This is a genomic window from Caballeronia humi, from assembly GCF_001544475.1.
Classification (GTDB): domain Bacteria; phylum Pseudomonadota; class Gammaproteobacteria; order Burkholderiales; family Burkholderiaceae; genus Caballeronia; species Caballeronia humi.
The window spans coordinates 64,940-81,972 of sequence record NZ_FCNW02000030.1; the positions used below are offsets into that span (position 1 = coordinate 64,940).

General features: G+C 64.1%; 18 protein-coding genes and 2 pseudogenes. 11 read left to right on the top strand and 9 right to left on the bottom strand.

What is annotated here, in order from left to right:
• Position 1 precedes the first annotated feature (1 nt).
• The 3 genes from AWB65_RS23150 to AWB65_RS23160 are packed head-to-tail and all read right to left on the bottom strand — an operon-like array spanning position 2 to position 3,765.
• Complete coding sequence (locus AWB65_RS23150) at positions 2 to 1,027, bottom strand: amidohydrolase family protein (protein ID WP_087669360.1); 1,026 nt, start codon at positions 1,025 to 1,027, stop codon at positions 2 to 4.
• Positions 1,028 to 1,075: 48 nt separating this feature from the next.
• On the bottom strand, positions 1,076 to 2,425 hold the full coding sequence (locus tag AWB65_RS23155) for an MFS transporter (RefSeq protein ID WP_087669361.1): 1,350 nt from the start codon (positions 2,423 to 2,425) through the stop codon (positions 1,076 to 1,078).
• A gap of 38 nt (positions 2,426 to 2,463) precedes the next feature.
• Positions 2,464 to 3,765, bottom strand: a complete 1,302-nt coding sequence (locus AWB65_RS23160) for a gallate dioxygenase (RefSeq protein ID WP_087669362.1) — start codon at positions 3,763 to 3,765, stop codon at positions 2,464 to 2,466.
• A gap of 537 nt (positions 3,766 to 4,302) precedes the next feature.
• Here AWB65_RS23160 and AWB65_RS23165 point away from each other — a divergent pair.
• From AWB65_RS23165 to AWB65_RS23185, 5 genes are all read left to right on the top strand, one after another.
• A complete protein-coding gene (locus AWB65_RS23165; protein ID WP_087669363.1) occupies positions 4,303 to 5,343 on the top strand; it encodes a zinc-dependent alcohol dehydrogenase family protein in 1,041 nt (346 codons plus the stop codon).
• Positions 5,344 to 5,577: 234 nt separating this feature from the next.
• Positions 5,578 to 5,769 carry a hypothetical protein gene (locus AWB65_RS23170; protein WP_087669364.1) on the top strand — a complete coding sequence of 64 codons (192 nt, stop codon included), beginning with the start codon at positions 5,578 to 5,580 and terminating at the stop codon, positions 5,767 to 5,769.
• A complete protein-coding gene (locus tag AWB65_RS23175) occupies positions 5,770 to 6,036 on the top strand; it encodes a DUF1488 family protein (protein ID WP_087659041.1) in 267 nt (88 codons plus the stop codon). It begins immediately after the preceding gene.
• A gap of 95 nt (positions 6,037 to 6,131) precedes the next feature.
• Positions 6,132 to 6,335 carry a cold-shock protein gene (locus AWB65_RS23180; RefSeq protein WP_087669377.1) on the top strand — a complete coding sequence of 68 codons (204 nt, stop codon included), beginning with the start codon at positions 6,132 to 6,134 and terminating at the stop codon, positions 6,333 to 6,335.
• A 238-nt stretch (positions 6,336 to 6,573) separates the two neighbouring features.
• On the top strand, positions 6,574 to 7,950 hold the full coding sequence (locus AWB65_RS23185; protein WP_235007728.1) for a sensor domain-containing diguanylate cyclase: 1,377 nt from the start codon (positions 6,574 to 6,576) through the stop codon (positions 7,948 to 7,950).
• 1 nt (position 7,951) lies between these two features.
• Here the strand turns inward: AWB65_RS23185 and AWB65_RS23190 are convergent, their stop codons facing one another.
• Positions 7,952 to 8,986 (bottom strand): GlxA family transcriptional regulator, encoded by a 1,035-nt coding sequence (locus AWB65_RS23190; RefSeq protein WP_087669365.1) that lies wholly within the window; start codon positions 8,984 to 8,986, stop codon positions 7,952 to 7,954.
• 139 nt (positions 8,987 to 9,125) lie between these two features.
• Here AWB65_RS23190 and AWB65_RS23195 point away from each other — a divergent pair, with 139 nt between their 5' ends.
• Both AWB65_RS23195 and AWB65_RS23200 read left to right on the top strand, forming a co-directional pair.
• Positions 9,126 to 10,118 (top strand): homocysteine S-methyltransferase family protein, encoded by a 993-nt coding sequence (locus AWB65_RS23195; protein ID WP_087669366.1) that lies wholly within the window; start codon positions 9,126 to 9,128, stop codon positions 10,116 to 10,118.
• Between the two features lie 80 nt (positions 10,119 to 10,198).
• Complete coding sequence (locus AWB65_RS23200) at positions 10,199 to 10,945, top strand: hypothetical protein (RefSeq protein WP_087669367.1); 747 nt, start codon at positions 10,199 to 10,201, stop codon at positions 10,943 to 10,945.
• 43 nt (positions 10,946 to 10,988) lie between these two features.
• On the opposite strand, the pseudogene AWB65_RS23205 reads toward AWB65_RS23200, so the two are convergent.
• Positions 10,989 to 11,168: pseudogene (locus AWB65_RS23205) on the bottom strand (GntR family transcriptional regulator); the annotation flags it as partial.
• A 4-nt stretch (positions 11,169 to 11,172) separates the two neighbouring features.
• On the opposite strand from AWB65_RS23205, the pseudogene AWB65_RS23210 reads away from it, so the two are divergent.
• Positions 11,173 to 11,394 (top strand): annotated as a pseudogene (locus AWB65_RS23210) (ABC transporter permease); the annotation flags it as partial.
• A 13-nt stretch (positions 11,395 to 11,407) separates the two neighbouring features.
• Here the strand turns inward: AWB65_RS23210 and AWB65_RS23215 are convergent.
• A complete protein-coding gene (locus AWB65_RS23215; RefSeq protein WP_087669379.1) occupies positions 11,408 to 11,617 on the bottom strand; it encodes an FmdB family zinc ribbon protein in 210 nt (69 codons plus the stop codon).
• A gap of 179 nt (positions 11,618 to 11,796) precedes the next feature.
• Between AWB65_RS23215 and AWB65_RS23220 the strand changes: the two genes are divergently transcribed.
• Together AWB65_RS23220 and AWB65_RS23225 are read left to right on the top strand one after the other, a co-directional pair.
• Positions 11,797 to 12,249: a hypothetical protein gene (locus AWB65_RS23220; RefSeq protein ID WP_087669368.1), complete on the top strand. Its 453-nt coding sequence runs from the start codon at positions 11,797 to 11,799 to the stop codon at positions 12,247 to 12,249.
• Positions 12,250 to 12,258: 9 nt separating this feature from the next.
• Positions 12,259 to 12,789, top strand: coding sequence for a hypothetical protein (locus AWB65_RS23225; RefSeq protein ID WP_087669369.1), 531 nt, complete (start codon positions 12,259 to 12,261; stop codon positions 12,787 to 12,789).
• Between the two features lie 137 nt (positions 12,790 to 12,926).
• On the opposite strand, the gene AWB65_RS23230 is transcribed toward AWB65_RS23225, so the two are convergent.
• From AWB65_RS23230 to AWB65_RS23240, 3 genes are read right to left on the bottom strand one after another with little or no spacing between them, the layout of a single operon-like run.
• Positions 12,927 to 13,826 carry a tyrosine-protein phosphatase gene (locus AWB65_RS23230; protein ID WP_087669370.1) on the bottom strand — a complete coding sequence of 300 codons (900 nt, stop codon included), beginning with the start codon at positions 13,824 to 13,826 and terminating at the stop codon, positions 12,927 to 12,929.
• Positions 13,823 to 15,151, bottom strand: a complete 1,329-nt coding sequence (locus AWB65_RS23235) for an ATP-binding protein (RefSeq protein ID WP_235007729.1) — start codon at positions 15,149 to 15,151, stop codon at positions 13,823 to 13,825. The genes AWB65_RS23230 and AWB65_RS23235 overlap by 4 nt, the downstream gene beginning before the upstream one ends.
• Positions 15,148 to 15,885, bottom strand: coding sequence for a response regulator (locus AWB65_RS23240; protein ID WP_087669371.1), 738 nt, complete (start codon positions 15,883 to 15,885; stop codon positions 15,148 to 15,150). The genes AWB65_RS23235 and AWB65_RS23240 overlap by 4 nt, the downstream gene beginning before the upstream one ends.
• Before the next feature lie 259 nt (positions 15,886 to 16,144).
• Between AWB65_RS23240 and AWB65_RS23245 the strand changes: the two genes are divergently transcribed.
• Entirely contained in the window at positions 16,145 to 16,885 is a 741-nt protein-coding gene (locus AWB65_RS23245; protein WP_087669372.1) for a response regulator, read from the top strand.
• Positions 16,886 to 17,033 lie beyond the last annotated feature (148 nt).

Consider the following 17,033-nt stretch of genomic DNA (forward strand, 5'->3'; position numbering starts at 1 on the left):
ATCACTGTCCTTTCGTTTTGAGCGCCGCATCGAGGCGTGGATAGACGCGCCGCGCGTTGCCTTCGTAGATCTTGTAGCGCTCATCGGCATCGATGTGCGCGGCTTCGATATAACGCTTCGTGTCGTCGAAATAATTGCCCGTCTCCGGATCGATGCCGCGCACCGCGCCGATCATCTCACTCGCGAAGAGGATGTTGTCGACGGGAATCACGCGCGTCAGCAGGTCGATGCCCGGCTGGTGATAAACGCAGGTATCGAAGAAGACGTTGTTCAGCAGATGGTCCTTGAGGAGCGGCGTCTTCATCTCTTGGGCAAGGCCGCGAAAGCGTCCCCAGTGATAGGGGACGGCGCCGCCGCCATGCGGGATCACGAAACGCAGCGACGGGAAATCGCGGAACAGGTCGGAGGTGAGGCACTGCATGAACGCGGTCGTATCGGCGTTGAGATAGTGCGCCCCGGTCGTGTGGAAGCACGCGTTGCAGCTCGTGCTCACGTGGATCATCGCGGGGATGTCGTACTCGACCATCTTCTCGTAGATTGGATACCAGTAGCGGTCGGAGATCGGCGGGCTCGTCCAGTGGCCGCCCGACGGATCGGGGTTCAGGTTGATCGCAACGTTGCCGTACTCTTCCACGCACTTCACGAGTTCGGGGATACAGGTCGCCGTATCGACGCCCGGGCTTTGCGGCAACATCGCGGCGGGGATGAAATGCTCGGGGAAAAGCTGCGCCACGCGAAAACACAGCTCATTGCAGATCGCCGCCCACGTGCTCGACACCCCGAAGTCGCCGATGTGGTGCGCCATGAAACTCGCACGCGGGCTGAAGATCGTGAGATCGAGGCCGCGCTCGCGCATCAGCTTCAACTGGTTCGCTTCGATTGACTCGCGCAGCTCATCGTCGCTGATCTGCAGTTCGGAGACCTTCGGCCTCTCCGACGGGCTGTTGATGGCTGCGATCTGACGGTTGCGCCACGCTTCCAGCGCTTTTGGCGCAGTGGTGTAGTGGCCGTGAATATCGATGATCATCGTTCTTCCTTAAAGCGTGTTCGGTTGACGGCGTGCGCGCCGTCTTTCTCAATGTGCGACGGTCGGCTGCGCGGCCGTATCGCCGGTTTTCACGCGCTGGGCCAGCAGAATCGCGATAGCAGCGAGCGTCGCGGGGACGGCGAGCATCGCGAGGATGGCGCCGAACTGCCAGCCGAATCCAAGCAGCGCCCCGCCGATCGCCGACCCGAAGATGCTGCCGAAGCGGCCGACGCCCAGCATCCAGCTCACGCCGGTGGCACGCGCGACGGTCGGATAGCGGCCCGGCGCGAACGCGTTCAGGCCCGTCTGCGCGCCGCTCATGCAGAAGCCCGCGGCGAACACGAGCAAGGTCAGCGACGACGACATCGCGCCGATCCAGCCGAGCCCGAGCACGCACAGGCCGCCGCCGAGATATGCGGCGCTGATCACGGGCGCGGGGCGCACCTTGTCCATCATCCAGCCGACGCAGATCGCGCCGATCGTCCCGCCGATCTGGAACATCGCCGTGACGTTCGCGGCGGCCGTGACTGTCAGTCCGGCGTCCTTCATCAGCGTGGGCAGCCAGCCGGTCAGCAGGTAGATCACGAGCAGGCCCATGAAATACGTGACCCAGAGCGCCGCCGTCATCACGCCGTAGCCCTGCGAGAACAGTACGCCGATCGGCTTGCGCGTGGGCAGGGGCGGCTCATTCGAGACGAAGACTTCATTGCCGGCAAAGCGCTCGCCGCAGACGCGCCCGAGCACGGCGCCGATGCGCTTCGACGTCGCGCCGCGCACCGCCAGGAGACGCGCCGATTCGGGCAGCAGCCAGATTTGGAGCGGGATCAGCGCGAGCGGCAGGGCGCCGCCGACGAGCAGCACCGCGCGCCAGCCGTGCACCGGAATCAGCCAGCCGGCGACGAAGCCGATCAGCGCCGAGCCCAGGTTGAAGCCGGTGAACATGATCGTGATCATCAGCGAGCGCTTGCGCTGCGGCGCGTACTCGGAGAGCAGCGTCGTCGTGTTGGGCATCGCGGCGCCGAGGCCGATGCCGGTGAGCAAGCGCAGGATCGCCATCGAGGTCGGCGAATGCGTGAAGGCCGTCGCGATCGTGAAGACGCCGAACAGGAACACCGATGTGATCAGCACCCACTTGCGCCCGATCTTGTCCGAAGCGGGACCGGCTGCCAGTGCACCGATCACGAGTCCGATCGGCGCGGCGCTCATCACGAGGCCGAACGCCGGGCGCGAGATCCCCCAGTCCGCGATGATCGAGGGCGCGACGAAGCCCATGATGGCGACGTCCATGCCGTCCGCCGCGACGACGAGGAAGCATAGCGCCACCAGTAGCCATTGATACGGCGCGATGGGCCGCGCGTCGATGAATGATTTGATGTCTATCGTTTTGCTGCTTGTCATAGGTTTCTCCTGTCTCCTGAGTCTCTTGCTCGTGCGTTTTAGCTTTTGCCTTTTTCCGTGCCTTCCCAATCCAGCTTCCCAGCCGTCTTGCCGGCCACCGAATAGAGCGCGCCGGGTGCATTGCGCGTGCGCTGGAAGTCTTCGAGCGTCTGTCCGCGCATCGCGGCATAGATATGCAGGTTCGAAACACCGGTCACGGCGCCGAGCTTTTCGAGCATGAAAAAGATGACGCCGTAGTGCAGCAGTCCGCGCCAGTCGCGCTGGCGGATCAGGTTGCGTTCTTCATCGGACAATCCGGCCGCTTCGAAGCTCGCCTCGGGATCGCTCAGGAAAGCCCCACGATGCGCCGGCTCGACCATCCGATGCAGGTAGTCGTTGATCCTGTAAGCCCTCACCGCAAGCTCGATCGAGAACGGATACGTGCCTTCGAGCTTCTCGACATCCTCGAGCTGGACCGCCATCTTCTGCCGGTGCCGTTCGATGACCGCCGGCTTCGTCTCCCCGTCCTGGCCTTCGTAGATCGCGGTCGCGATGCCCGCCATCGACGGCAGGTAATAGCTGCGATGCTTGCAGACCACGTTCGCCGACAGCGCGCCGCGCATCGTCAGCCACATGATCACTTCCGAGCCTTCGTAGCCGCCGAGCGCTGCGTATTCGGCGATCGTCATGTCGGCGAGCTGCTCGGGGTCGCGCTCGAAGAGATCGAGAAAGCGATGGTCCCATTCCGTGTTGTTGAAACCGGCGCGCTCGCCATGCACCTGATGCGAGAGACCACCCGTCGCAAGAATCGCGACCTTGATGTCCTCGGGATAGCTTTCGATCGCACGCCGCAGCGCCTGTCCGAGCTTGTAGAAGCGGCGCGCGCTCGGCACGGGCAACTGAAGCACGCCCATCTGCAGCGGCACGATCTTGACGGGCCATTCGGGCTTGTGCGGGCAGAGCATCGAGAGCGGCGAAAAGCAGCCGTGATCGAGCGCCTTGTTCTGGAAGAACGACATGTCGAACTCGTCGGTCATCAGAGACGTGCCGATGTGCGCGGCCAGTTCCGGGTGTCCCTTGATCGGCGGCAGGTCGCGTGCGCCGCCGCCCTCGTCCGCGACGTGCCATTCCGGGCCCACGCCCAGCGTGAACGCGGAGTAGTGATCGAAGAAGAACGACGTGACGTGATCGTTGTAGATCGTGAGAATCACGTCGGGCTTTTTCTCGGCGATCCATTCGGCGAGCGGCGCGAAGTTTTCGAAGATCGGCGCCCAGACGGGATCGTCGCGCTTGTTCTTGTCGAACGCGAAGCCGATGGTGGGGGTGTGCGAGGCAGCAATGCCTCCGATGATCCGTGCCATATCGTTACTCCTTCATACCGGTGCCCCGTGACGGCGGTCCCGCTGAAAAGCGGCGAACGACGTGCCATGCGGGGGGCATCTGAACTGTTTATCGGGGCGGCGTTTCGGGCGGTGGCCGCAGCCACGTTCCGCTCGCGATCAGGAAAAGCGGAATTGATTCGAAGTGCCGTCTGGAATGGAAGATAGCCATGTAAGGGCCTGCCGTGAATGGGCGGGTTAACCAGATGGAATGACTATTGCGATGTTTTTTCCGGCGTTTTCGGTGTCGCACTGTGCAGTTGAAGATCGCTGTAAGGCCTGTCGGATAAGTCGGGGGCGTTATCCGCCAGATTTGAAAGGAAGTTTCCAGCAACGACACACCGCGACAGCAGCCGATAAGCAAATCAGATGGGGGAAGAATGAAGTCGCAAAGTGACGGCTGGCGGGATTGTTCACATCAAAGAGACGCGTGGTTCGTTGACCTTCATCAATCCCTCCGAGCCCCATGCGAATAGAGTGAGTCGCACGCATCACGACACCACGCGAAGGAGTCTTTTGATGAAGGCACTCGTCTATCACGGACCCGGCACGAAGTCGCTCGACGAGCGGCCGATGCCCGAACTCGCCGCTCCGACCGACGCCATCGTGCGCGTCACGCGCACCACGATCTGCGGCACCGACCTGCACATCCTCAAGGGCGACGTCGCGTCGTGCGAGCCGGGCCGCATTCTCGGACACGAAGGCGTCGGCGTGATCGAGCGCGTGGGCGCAGCGGTATCGTCGTTCAAACCCGGCGATCACGTGCTGATCTCGTGCATCTCGTCGTGCGGAAAATGCGACTTCTGCCGACGCGGTATGTACTCGCACTGCGCAACGGGCGGCTGGATACTCGGCAACAAGATCGACGGCACGCAAGCCGAATACGTGCGCATTCCTCATGCCGAAACGAGCCTGTATCCGATCCCCGCCGGCGCCGATGAAGAAGCGCTTGTGATGCTCTCCGACATCCTGCCGACCGGCTTCGAATGCGGCGTGCTGAACGGCAAGGTGCAGCCCGGCTCGACGGTGGCGATCGTAGGCGCGGGACCGATCGGGCTCGCTTCGCTCTTGACGGCGCAGTTCTATTCGCCCGCGCAGATCGTGATGATCGACCGCGACGCGAACCGGCTCGAAGTCGCGCGCGCGTTCGGCGCGACGGCGTGTATCGATATCGGGCGGGCGGAGGCCGTCCCGGAGATCATGAAGCTGACCGAGGGCGCGGGCGTCGATTGCGCGATCGAGGCCGTGGGCGTGCCCGAGACGTTCGAGCTGTGCCAGTCGATCGTCGCGGCGGGCGGCACGATTGCGAATGTCGGCGTACACGGCGTCAAGGCCGACCTGCATCTCGAAGCGCTCTGGGACCGCAACGTCACGATCACGACGCGTCTCGTCGATACCGCCAGCACGCCGATGCTGCTCAAGACCGTGCGCTCGGGCCGTCTTGAACCAAACAAGCTGATCACGCATCGCTTTCGCCTGGACGACATCATGAACGCCTATGAAACCTTCGGCCACGCCGCCGATACGCATGCGCTGAAGGTCATCATCGAAGCGTCGTAGCGTTCTCCGCCTTGCGCGCGCTATCCAAAATGATTTGAGATAGCGCTTGCGTAGTGCCGGTTATCAGTGCATTCTCAGGGGGTCCGGTGCGCCCGCTTGCGCGCCACAGCCATCCCTCCATCGATCATCCGCAGCATCTTGTGCCGCCTGATGTGCCAGGGCGCCGCACTCCCCGCTGCTTCAGGCCAGCCGTATCGACTGCGCCCACCTCTTCACCCTCGAAACGGAACGAACATGACATCGCAAGTCAAAGTGGTCCCCGCAGCGCCTGCGCAGCCGAAGCAAAGCGAACACGCGGTTGCCCAGCGTGCGCGCGCGACGGCATTCGAGCGCGCGGACGCCGAGCGCGCCCAGAAGCGCCTCGACAACGACGCGCGGCTCGATGTCAACGCGAGCAAGTGGCGCTATGTGTGCCTGGGCACCTAGATGAAGAAGAGCGCCGTGGCACTGACCTTCCCCAACCCCAGCCGCAGCTACGATCCTTCGAGGCACTGCGTGTGCTTCTGGGGTTACGACAATTCGCGCGAGATCTCCTTTCTCGTCGACGATGCGATGCTGACGAAACTGAACCCCGACGCGGGGACGGGCGAACCGGCGCTGCTTGCCGCGTTCGATCGCAACCGCGAGCGGATTCTCGGGCTGGCAAAGAATCTGTACACCGGCGGTCCGCAGAACCGATATACGATTTCCTGACCCAAGCACGAGAAACGCACCGCTTCAAACACGATGCTTCGGCGGTGCGCCGATCTTTGGCATCGATACGACACATCAACATTATTGGAATGAAAATGGCAACAGGTACGGTCAAGTGGTTCAACGATGCAAAGGGTTTTGGATTCATCACGCCGGATGAAGGTGGCGACGACCTGTTCGCGCACTTCTCGGAAATCCGTGCGGAGGGCTTCAAGAGCCTGCAGGAAAACCAGAAGGTGACCTTCGAAGCGAAGAAAGGACCGAAGGGTCTGCAGGCATCGAATATTCAGCCTGTGTAAGCGACGCGTTCGCGCGAGTTGTAAAGGAAATGGCCCGCCTCGTGCGGGCCATTTTGCAATGAGGCTCCACGTTGAGCTCCGCGCCGTCTGCTTCACCCTGCTGCCGCTGCTAAACTAGGTTTTCCTGCCCCGCCTGTAGATCGCCTCCCGTCCCGTTATCTGGTTCAGCAAAGAGGCGTTCAAGGCTCTTTGCGGGGCGATCATTTGAAACGGCGCCACGCGCCATCTCATCGGGTTCATGGAAGCGACGCTCAGCCACATCCGCACGACCAAGAGCCACCGCATCACAGCCGCCTGCACCGCGGCTGCGATGTTCCTCGCAGTTGTGCTCGTGTGGCCGCATGCCAAGTCCCCGGCTCAGGTTGTCCCGCCGTTCCTTCCGATCTTCGCCACCTGGGTCACGTTGACCGAAGGCCTCACCGCGTTCCTGCTGTGGACGCAGTACCGAATATCAGGCCGCCTCTTCCTCGCGACACTCGCGGGCGCATATGCGTTCGTCAGCGTCACTACCGCGATTCAATTGCTCGTATTCCCCGGCGTGTTCTCGCCTCGCGGCCTGCTCGGTGCCGGACCGCAAAGCGCGATCTGGATCTGGGTCTTCTGGCATGGCGGCTTCCCGACGCTCGTCATGATCGCGCTAGCGGTGCGTGCAGCGTACCGCCCCGCCATCGACGATTCCGTCGCGCGGCATCGCATCGGCCGCGCGGTGATTGCCGGCGCCATTGCGCTCAGTGCCGTGCTCTGCGCGTTGTCCGTGTACCAGGGCGCATTGCTGCCGAGCCTGATTTCGGGGACGTCGTACACGCAACTGTCGAGTAATCCTGTTGCCGTGCTGGTCGTCGCGCTGTGTGTGGCGGCGCTGGCCTTGCACGTCTCCACGACGCGTCTTCGGACCCTGATGGACCTCTGGCTCGCGATCGCGCTGCTGGCCGGTCTCGCTGACGTCGCGCTGACGCTCAACGCGAATGCGCGATACAGCATTGGCTGGTACGCGGCGCGCGTCGCTGCCATGTTCGCCGCGAGCGCGGTGCTCGGCATGCTCGTGTACGAAACGAGCGGCCTCTATCGCAAGCTGAGCGCGGCGCATCAGGCGCTGAAGGAATCGGCGGCACACGACGGGCTGACGGGCATCTTCAACCGCGCTTCCTTCGATGAACGCTATCCGCGTGCGATGGCGGCGGCTGCGGCGTCGGGTCAGCCGCTTTCGCTGTTGCTGCTCGACGTCGATCATTTCAAACGCTTCAACGACACGTTCGGGCATCAGGCCGGCGATGAGTGCTTGCGGCGGGTCGCGCGTGCGCTCGAAGCGTGTTTGCGGCGTCAGGGCGACTTCGTTGCGCGCTATGGCGGCGAGGAATTCGTCGTGGTGCTGCCCGGTTGCGATCGGCGTGCTGGACTCGCGATGGCGGAAACGTCGCGCAAGGCGATCGAGCAGATCGAGATGCGCGGGCCGTCGGGTGAGGTGCAGCGCGTGACTATTTCGATCGGGTATGCATCGTCGGTGTCGGGCGGGACAAATGATCCCGCGGCGTTGGTCGCGCTTGCCGATGCGGCGCTTTATCGGGCGAAGGCGCTTGGCCGGAATCGGGTTGAGGAAGCGGGCACTTCCGCTTGAGTCAAACCTTCACCAACGCCGCCCGCATCGTCCCGAAGCGCCTCCGATACTGCGCTGGCGTCAGACTCACGTTCCGTCGAAAGAGCCGGCTGAAAAACCCCGCATCCTCGTAACCCACTTCATTGGCGATCGCCTCGATCGGCTGATGATCGGATTCGAGCATCTGCTTGGCTTCCTCCAGCCGCAACGTGTGCACGTATCCCATCGGCGACATCCCCGTCGCCTGCTGAAAACGCCGCTTGAACGAGCGCTCGGGCAATCCACTCAACTGCACCATCGCCGCTACCGGCGACGCCTGCGCGTAATGCTCCGCGATCCACGCCTGACAGCGCGCGATCACCGCATCCTCCACCTGCCGCGTGCGCGCAAGCCGCGCAAACGGCTGCTGCCCGGCGTCGTGCCAGTCGACGAGATTGATGCGCGCCGTCTGCATCGCGATCTCGACGCTCGCCAGCCGCGCGATCAGATACAGCGCGAGATCGAGCCACGACGTCCCGCCACCCGCCATGATGAGCCGCTGTCCGTCGCCCGATGCGACGAGCGCGCGATGGCTGCGCACGCGGATCGACGGATAGCGGCGCGTCATCAGGTCGCAATACGCCCAGTGCGTGGTCGCTTCGAGGCCGTCGAGCAGGCCCGCCTCCGCGAGCAGAATCGCGCCGGAGCAGGCCGTCGCGAGAATCTTGCCATCGGCGTAGCAGCGCCGCAAACACTCGATTTCCTCGCGAAAACGTCCTTCCAGCGGCTCGCCGGGTGCCACCATCAGCTCCGGCACGCAGACGACATCGGCGTCGACGCAGGCGGCGAGCGTCGAGTGCGGCGTGATGCGCACGTTGTTCGCCGCGACGAACGACGCGCCGTGGCACGACACCACCTGCGGCGCGATCGGCGCCAGGCCCGGCGCGCCTTCGACGATCAAGCCCCAATCCCTTCCCGCCGACATGAACATGTCGTACATCCCGTACACCACCGAGGCGGACGTCTCGGGCAAAGCCAGGATGCCGATACGCACGGGCGCCCGAGTCTGCACTTTCATGGCCGTTTCGTCCGGTTAGTTGCCGAAAACGCTTTAGTGGCGAACGCGCGTTCGCCGTATCGTGAGGTCGCTGTATCGTTATTAAACTGTAAGGATGACGATCGTGCAAAGGCCGTCATCGCGTGAAGGAGCCCATGACATGAGCCAGTATCGCCAGCACCTGCCGCAACTCGCCGATCATCTCTTCCTGACCGACGGCGGTCTCGAAACGACGCTGATCTTTCACGAAAGCGTCGATCTGCCTTACTTCGCCGCCTTCGACTTGCTGAAAGACGACGCCGGCACCGCGCAACTTGAGCGCTACTACGCACGCTACGCGGCGCTCGCGCGCGGCGAGAAAGTCGGACTCGTGCTGGAGACGCCGACCTGGCGCGCGAACCCGGACTGGGCGCAAAAGCTCGGCTATTCCGGCGCGGCGCTCGCCGATGCAAACCGCCGCGCGGTCGCGTTGCTCGCACGCGTGCGCGCCGAATACGAGACGCCCGCGACGCCAATCGTGATCAGCGGCTGCCTGGGCCCGCGCGGCGACGGCTATCGCGCCGAGGCGCGCATGAGCGCAGACGAAGCGCGCGCGTATCACCAGCCGCAGATCGAAACCTTCGCCGAGACCGAGGCCGACATGGTCGCCATCTTCACGGTCAACTACGCGGACGAGGGCATCGGCGTGGTCCGGGCGGCGAGGACGTGCGGCCTGCCGGTGGCGGTGTCGTTCACGCTGGAAACCGACGGGCGGCTGCCATCAGGCGAAAGCCTGCGCGACGCGCTCACGCACACCGACGAATCGACCGGCGCATACGCTGCTTACTACATGATTAACTGCGCGCATCCGACGCACTTCGAAGCGACGCTCAGCGGCGAGGGCGCGTGGGTCGAGCGGATTCGGGGCGTGCGCGCGAACGCGTCCAGGCGCAGCCACGCGGAACTCGACGAAGCCCCCGACCTCGACGACGGCGACCCCGCCGAACTGGGTCGCGACTACGGCGCGCTGCATCGCTCGCTGCCGCGCATGACGGTGGTCGGCGGATGCTGCGGCACGGATCATCGGCATGTCGGGCAGATTTGTCTCGCGATGAAACACGTGCTGGCCGACGTGAAATTGCTGTCAAGAGAGGACGATGTTCCTCTGTTGTAAATCCACCCTTCACATTTGTGTTACAAAAACTTACACTCCTCGCCGAATCAATTTTGAGATGGACATACGGAGAGAGCAGGGTGAAGACGGGGATTGTTGCAACAGTTGGCATAAGCGTAATTCTGGCGGCGTGCGGTGGCGGTGGTGACGACGGCGGCGCGCTGGACGCCGCCAGCCCGACGGCAGCGGGGCAATACACGGGGACGGTGAGCGGGCGCCAGGCGTCGGTACTGATTCTGGACGATGGCCGCGTCTACACCGAATACGCGTCGCCGAACTCGGCTGACGTGATCGCAGGCGTCGTCGCGGGTAACGTGTCGTCACTGAACGGGAATCTGTCGAACGGATCGGGCGTCGACTACAACTATGAAGGCCAGGGCGTGAATGCCGTCGTGCTGAGCGGCTCGTATTCGGCGAAGCAATGGCTTAGGGCGTCGGTTTCGTACGCGAACGGCGCGCGCTCGGACTTCAACGGCAACTACGACGCAAGCTACGACGCGACACCGACGCAAGCCGCCGTCGCGGGCAAATTCACGGGCAGCAGCGCGACGAACATCGGCACGACGGTTGGCATCGACAGCGTCACGATCACCGTCGATGCAGCCGGCAACATCACCGGCAACGGCACGAACTGCCCGTTCACCGGCACGATCAAACCGCACGCCAAGGGCAACGTGTACGACGTGACCCTCATTTTCGGCGCGGGCGGCGGTTGCGCATATCCGAACACCATGGCGAGCGGCATCGGCGTGTTGAACGGCAGCCAGATCCACGCGCTCGCGCAAACGCCGTCGAAGGCGGGCGTGGTGTTCATCGGCACGAAGTAACTGTGCCGCATCGGGAGGCGCTCGCCTCCCGTATTTCCTCACCTCAGCGTGAACCGGTCGCGCGTGGGTGCGCGTCCATGTTCGCGACCGCGCCAGCGGCGTCGCGCGCTTCCATGCAATCGAGGATCGCGCCGTGCTCGTCATGCTCGCACGGCGCGGCGCCGGTCGGCTCGTAGACGCCGACGATCAGCGAGCAGCGCGGCACGAGCTCCGTCAGGTAGTTTGCAGGCTTTACGTTGTCGTGGGACGAGATCGCGCGCACGTCGCAGGCGATCGGCGAGCAGAGTACGCTGCCGCTCGAATTGCAGGGACTGACGACATCGGTCACGACGCCCGTGATCTACGCGCTCGGCACGTTGACGACGATTCTTTCGCTGACGGTGATGGTGGGATGTTTGCTGGCGGTGCGATGGCTTGCGCGGCGGCGGCTGGCGGCGGGGTTGAAGTAGCGCGCCGAGCAGCCTAGCAGCACGAACACGACCCGCGATGCTTCATGCCGTACGAGCCCGCGGACTCTTCCGATAGCGAACCGCTCAACGAAGGCGCACCCACGACAACACGCGCCGCCGCGCCATGACAATTTGGACAGACGGCCGGATAGTCGCGTTCGGCGATGCAGCGGGTAGCTTCGAAGAGGCCGCATTCGGCGCATTCATAGTCGTAGACGGGCATGGAGTTCGGAGTCTGGAAGTGCACGGCATATCGAGAGTATCGCATTCGCGTCGATAACATCTGGAAAGGACTTCGCGAATACGAACCTTGATTGCCGCTTTGCAGTTCGCCGGCCTGGCTGAACATGACGATGCGCGTTACCCCGACGCGCCATGTAAGCCACTCATCGATCGAAACCCATGCAAGCACGTTCCGTCTCTTCACTGTCCGCCCGCGCGCTCGTCTGCGCGCTCTTCGCTTTCGCTCTGCCGATGCACGCATCGGCGGAAGATCTTCCCGACGTCTGTTCGGCGCTCAAGGAAATCGTCGCGGCGAAGTCGTTTTCGACGCTGGATCAGGCCCGTCCGCTGATGCCCGCCGGCGCTCCCGGTCAAGGCACATGCCGCGCCAGCAGCCATGCTTACGATTGCCGCTGGAAAGCGCACTGGGGCGCGGACGGCGTTGTCTCCGATCCGTTGCAGGAACTCGGCGCCGATATCGCCGCGTGCTTTCCTAACGTCGTGCACGACGTCAACACCGCGACGCGCCAGCACTTCGTGATCCGCAGCGACGAACGGGATGCGCCGCGCCGCGTCGCCGTGACGGCCAGCATCGACGGCACGAACGCGTTGCGTCTTCGCGTCGTGCGCTGAGGGCGAGCGATGCTTGCGCGGCTTGCCGCACCCTGCATGGCGATGGCCTGCGCGAACCTGCTGACGGGTTGCGCGTGGACGCTCATCTCCGCCGCCGATGCCGCCGGTTCGCTCGTGCAGGCGGGCTTCACGGTGGCGTCGAACTATTCGTCGCCTTCTTACGTCACTGGCAAGCCCGCGTCGCTGCATACGGTGTGCATCGAATTGAACCAGACCGTCGCGGCGGGCGACTTCGTGCCGACGCTGCAACTCGCGTTGCAGCGACGCGGCGTGAACTCGATGGTCTATAACCCGGGCACGTCACCGCCCGGCTGCGAGGCCATGCTCGTCTATGCCGCGACGACCGACTGGGACCGCCGCGCGTTCAATGACCAGCCATCGGCCTATCTTTCAGCCATCGATCTGACGCTCGTGCAGCGCGGCCACATCCTCGTGACGGCGCGCTACGAGACGCGCGGCCTGAACGTCGACCGCTTCGCGAGCGCGAGCCAGAAGCTCAATGCGCTCGTCGACCGGATGGTGGTCGTACAAATGGAATGAGTGTTCCTTTCCTTGCCTTACCTCGGCCCCGTGCGAAGCGATCGCGATGCTAATCTTCGCAGCGTTACGCAGCAATCATCCCTCTTCGGCTCGCCTGTTGTTCCAGGGCGGGCCGTTTTTTCTTTTGCGATGGCGCGTTATAGCACGAGCTTCGCGCGCAGCATTCCGACATCGGCCGGCGCGACGTTCAGCCCTTTTTGCAGGTAGTCGGCAAGCGTGCCGTAGCTCTGCTGCATCTGATCGAATGCGGCTCCGAGCGTCGCACTCTCCGCACGATAAAGCGGCGCGACGCTCGCCGCGTTCACGTTTGCGCGTGCGGCATGCGCTTCGATGCGCGCCGCAATCGCCGATGCCGCGACGCTATTGGTCAGCAGATAGTCCTGCACGATCACGTCGAGCGGCGAGCCCGCAATTGCCTGCAGCAGCGCTGCCGCCCAGCCGGTGCGGTCCTTGCCCGTGGAGCCGTGAATGATCTGCGGCCCCGGCGTGTTCGCGAGACGCGTGAGGAGCGCGCCGAAATGCGCGCGCGCGGTGGCATCGGTGACGAGGCGGCGTTGCGCGTCGAGCATCCAGGCGCGCGCGGCGGCTTCGCTCGTGGGCGCGGACGCTTCTGCGTTCAGCGGGGCGATATCGGCGAGTTCGCGCGTCGCGCCCGAAGGCACGCGGTCCGGCGCGAGCGATGCTTCGTTCACCGTGCGCAGGTCGTGCACGACGCGAAGGTGCAAGCGGTCGAGGGTGGCGGAATCGTTTGCGTCGGATGTCAGTGCGCCCGAGCGATAGAACACGCCGCGTCGCAACCTCCTGCCGTCGGCGGTTGGATAACCATCGCCGCTGCCGCTCACGTCGCGGAAATTTTCGACGAATGCGAGGCGTGGCGTCTCGGTCACTTGCGTGTTGTCGCTCGCGCCGCCGCACGCCGAGAGCAGGCTCGCGCCGAAGCCCGATACGGCGACCGACATCAGCGCGGCCCGCGCGCCGCCATGCAGGAAAGCGCGGCGCGTGAGCGTTGCGCCGCGAGGAATCGAGGAAGGCATCATGTCGTTGGCCTTGTGGTGAGCGCCTGCGTGTGAACACGACGGTCCACCGGTATCGCGATACAGACGACGAGCCCCCCGTCCTCCGCGTTGCGCACTTCGCAGCGCCCGCCGCATTCGCCCGCGAGCCGTTCGACAATCGAAAGCCCCAGCCCGCAGTGACCATCGCCGGCTCGCGCGGGATCAAGGCGCACGAACGGCTTCAACGCGTCTTCGATACGATCGGCCGGAATGCCCGGGCCGTGATCGCGCACGTCGATGATCCACTCGCCCGCGCGCCGCGCCGTCGCTATCTCGACCGGTGGCTCGCCGTGTTCGAGCGCGTTGTCGACGAGATTCGTCATCAGCCGGTCGATGAACGTGCGCGGCAGGCGAAACGCATCGCCCGCTTCGAGCGACAGCGCGAAGAGCGCGGCGTCGCCGTCTTCGGGCAGCGGAAACTGCTCGGCGAGAAAGGCATCGACGGAGACTTCCGGACCTTGCGACGGCGAGCGCGCCGCGAACTCCAGAAACTGCTGGACGATGCGCGTGAGCGAATCGATGTCGCGCATGAAGTGGCTGCGCTCGGCCTCATCGTCGACGAGCATGCTCGTGCGCAGTTTCAGGCGCGTGAGCGGCGCCTTCAGATCGTGCGCGATGCCGGCGAGCATGACGGCCTTGTCGTCGTCGGCATCGGTGATCCTGCGCATCATCTGGTTGAACGCGCCGATCAGGTCGCGCAATTCGCGCGGGCCGTGAATTTCCAAAGGCACCGGCCGCTCGCCCGCACCGAAGCGCCGCGCCGCCTGCGAAACGCGCGAGATCGGCCGCTGCAACTGCCACGTGGCGAAGAGCGACAAAATCACCGCGCCGAGCAGCATCCCGATCGTCTCCTTCAGGAACGGCGGAGGCGGCGGCAGGTCGATCGGCGTGACGATCCAGTTGCTGCTCGTCGGATAGCGCACCCAGAGGTGCGGCGCGCGCTCGTCGCGTGTGTCTACTGCGAGTTGCGTACCGGGGGGCAGCACTTCCGCGAGTTGCCGCGCGAGACGCGCGATCCGCGTCTTGGCGGGATCGCTCAGCACAACGGTTGCCGGCATGTTCCAGACCGGCACGAGATGCACGCGCATCGCACGCGAGAGGCGCCCGCCGAGCGTCGCGTCGCTGTTCGCTGCTTCGATGACGAGCAGGAGTCCGCGCGCGTAGCCGTCGGCATCGTGGCGCGGGCGCTGGACCGTGAGGATCGTGAACCAGCCCGCCTGCACGACGACGAGCACCGCGATCGAGATCAGCGCCATGCGCCCGAACAGCGAGTTGAACGGGCGGAAGACGGACTTACGCAGCGTCATCGGGAGCGGGCTTCTTCGAGAGTGAAGCGCTCGCCGTCCGCATCGGGAACGAAGACGTAGCCCTGCCCGCGCACAGTCTGAATGTGGCGCGGGCTTGCGGGATCGTCCTCGATGATGCGGCGCAGGCGCCAGATCGGCACGTCGAGGCCACGGTCGCGAAACGCGAGGTCGTCGCTGTGTACCAGATCGTGAATCAGCACGCGCGACAGCACCTTGTATGGATGCCGGATGAATACTTTCAGCAGCGCGAATTCGCTGTCGCGCAGGGGCACGCGCTCATCGCCCGCAACGAGCGAGCGCGTAACGAAATCGACCTCGAAGCGGCCGAAGCGTTCGCGCGCACGCGGTTCGGGCTTGCTCGCCACCGGCGCGCGACGCCGCAGAACCGTTTCGATGCGCGCCAGCAACTCGCGTGGATCGAAGGGCTTCGCGAGGTAATCGTCAGCGCCGGATTCGAGGCCCGCGACTTTATCAGTCACGCTGCCGCACGCGGTCACGAAGATCACGGGGATATCGTCGCCGGCGGCGCGTAGCTGGCGCAGCGCCTGCAGGCCATCGGTATTGGGCATCATGATGTCGAGTACGACGATCGATGGACGTTCGAGATCCAGCCGCCTGCGCAGGCCGCTGCCGTCGTGCAGCACCGACACGTCGAGGCCGCGCGCTCTCAGGAAGCGGCACAGCAGGTCGCGCACCACGGGGTCGTCGTCGACGATCAGAACCGATGTAGTCATCCTGAAATTTTATTACCGCATCCCAAAAATAACGTTGTTTTGCGGTTGCGGCCCCATTACGGAATCTTACGGTGTGTTGTGAATGCCGCATTTCGATGACGCGGAAAGGGCCTTGTTTCAGGGGCTGGAATGCCAGAACTCATGATGGACAGGGCTTGCGGGCACGGCATTGCCGCGTTGTATGACTGCATCAAACGGTAAGAAACGGAAAGCAGCACGCTGTCGCAAAAATAATGCCGTGCGTCTTAAAATTGATCGCATGACTCAACAAGTGCTTATCGTCGATGACGACCCCGTCGTGCGCGACCTCGTTCGCGAATACCTTCAATCCCACGGCTTCGCGGTCTCGGTGCTGCATGACGGCGCCAGCCTGAAGCGGCGTATCGAGGCCGAGCGGCCATCGATCGTGCTGCTCGACGTGATGATGCCCGAGAAGGACGGCATCAGCGCGCTGCGCGAATTGCGCGACAGCGGCGAGGACATTCCGGTGGTGTTCCTGACGGCGCGCGCCGATGTGATCGATCGGGTGATCGGCCTCGAACTCGGCGCCGACGACTACCTCGCGAAGCCGTTCGATCCGCGCGAACTGCTTGCGCGTATTCGATCTGTGCTGAGGCGCCGTCATGCGGCGGCGCCGGGTGCGCCGGAAAATCGGCCGCCGTATCGCTTCGGTCCGTTCGAAGTGGATTTCGCTGCGCGCGAATTGCGACGCGATGGCGAGCGCGTGCCGCTGCGTTCCGGCGAATTCGCGACGCTCAAGATCTTCGTGAAGAACGAGATGGTCGTGATGACGCGCTCGCAGTTGAACGAGAAGCTGCGCGGGCAGGCGGGCTCGTATCGCGACCGCAGTCTGGATGTATCGATCTGGCGTCTGCGGCGGCTGCTCGAAACCGATCCCTCAGAGCCGCGCTATGTGCAGACCGTGTGGGGGCAGGGGTATATTTTCGTGCCGCGGGGGGAGACGGGGGCTGCTGAGCGGGCGATGCGGCGAGGGTTTTGATGCTGGCGCCGTGGGGTAGCTTGTTTGTTTAAGCCGTTTGATGCACTTAGGCTCCTATGGAGCTTGTTTTATTTTCGGTCTATTTGCTCTGCCCCTGTCCGGGGCGGGACTCACTTTCTTTGCTGCTGCAAAGAAAGTAAGCAAAGAA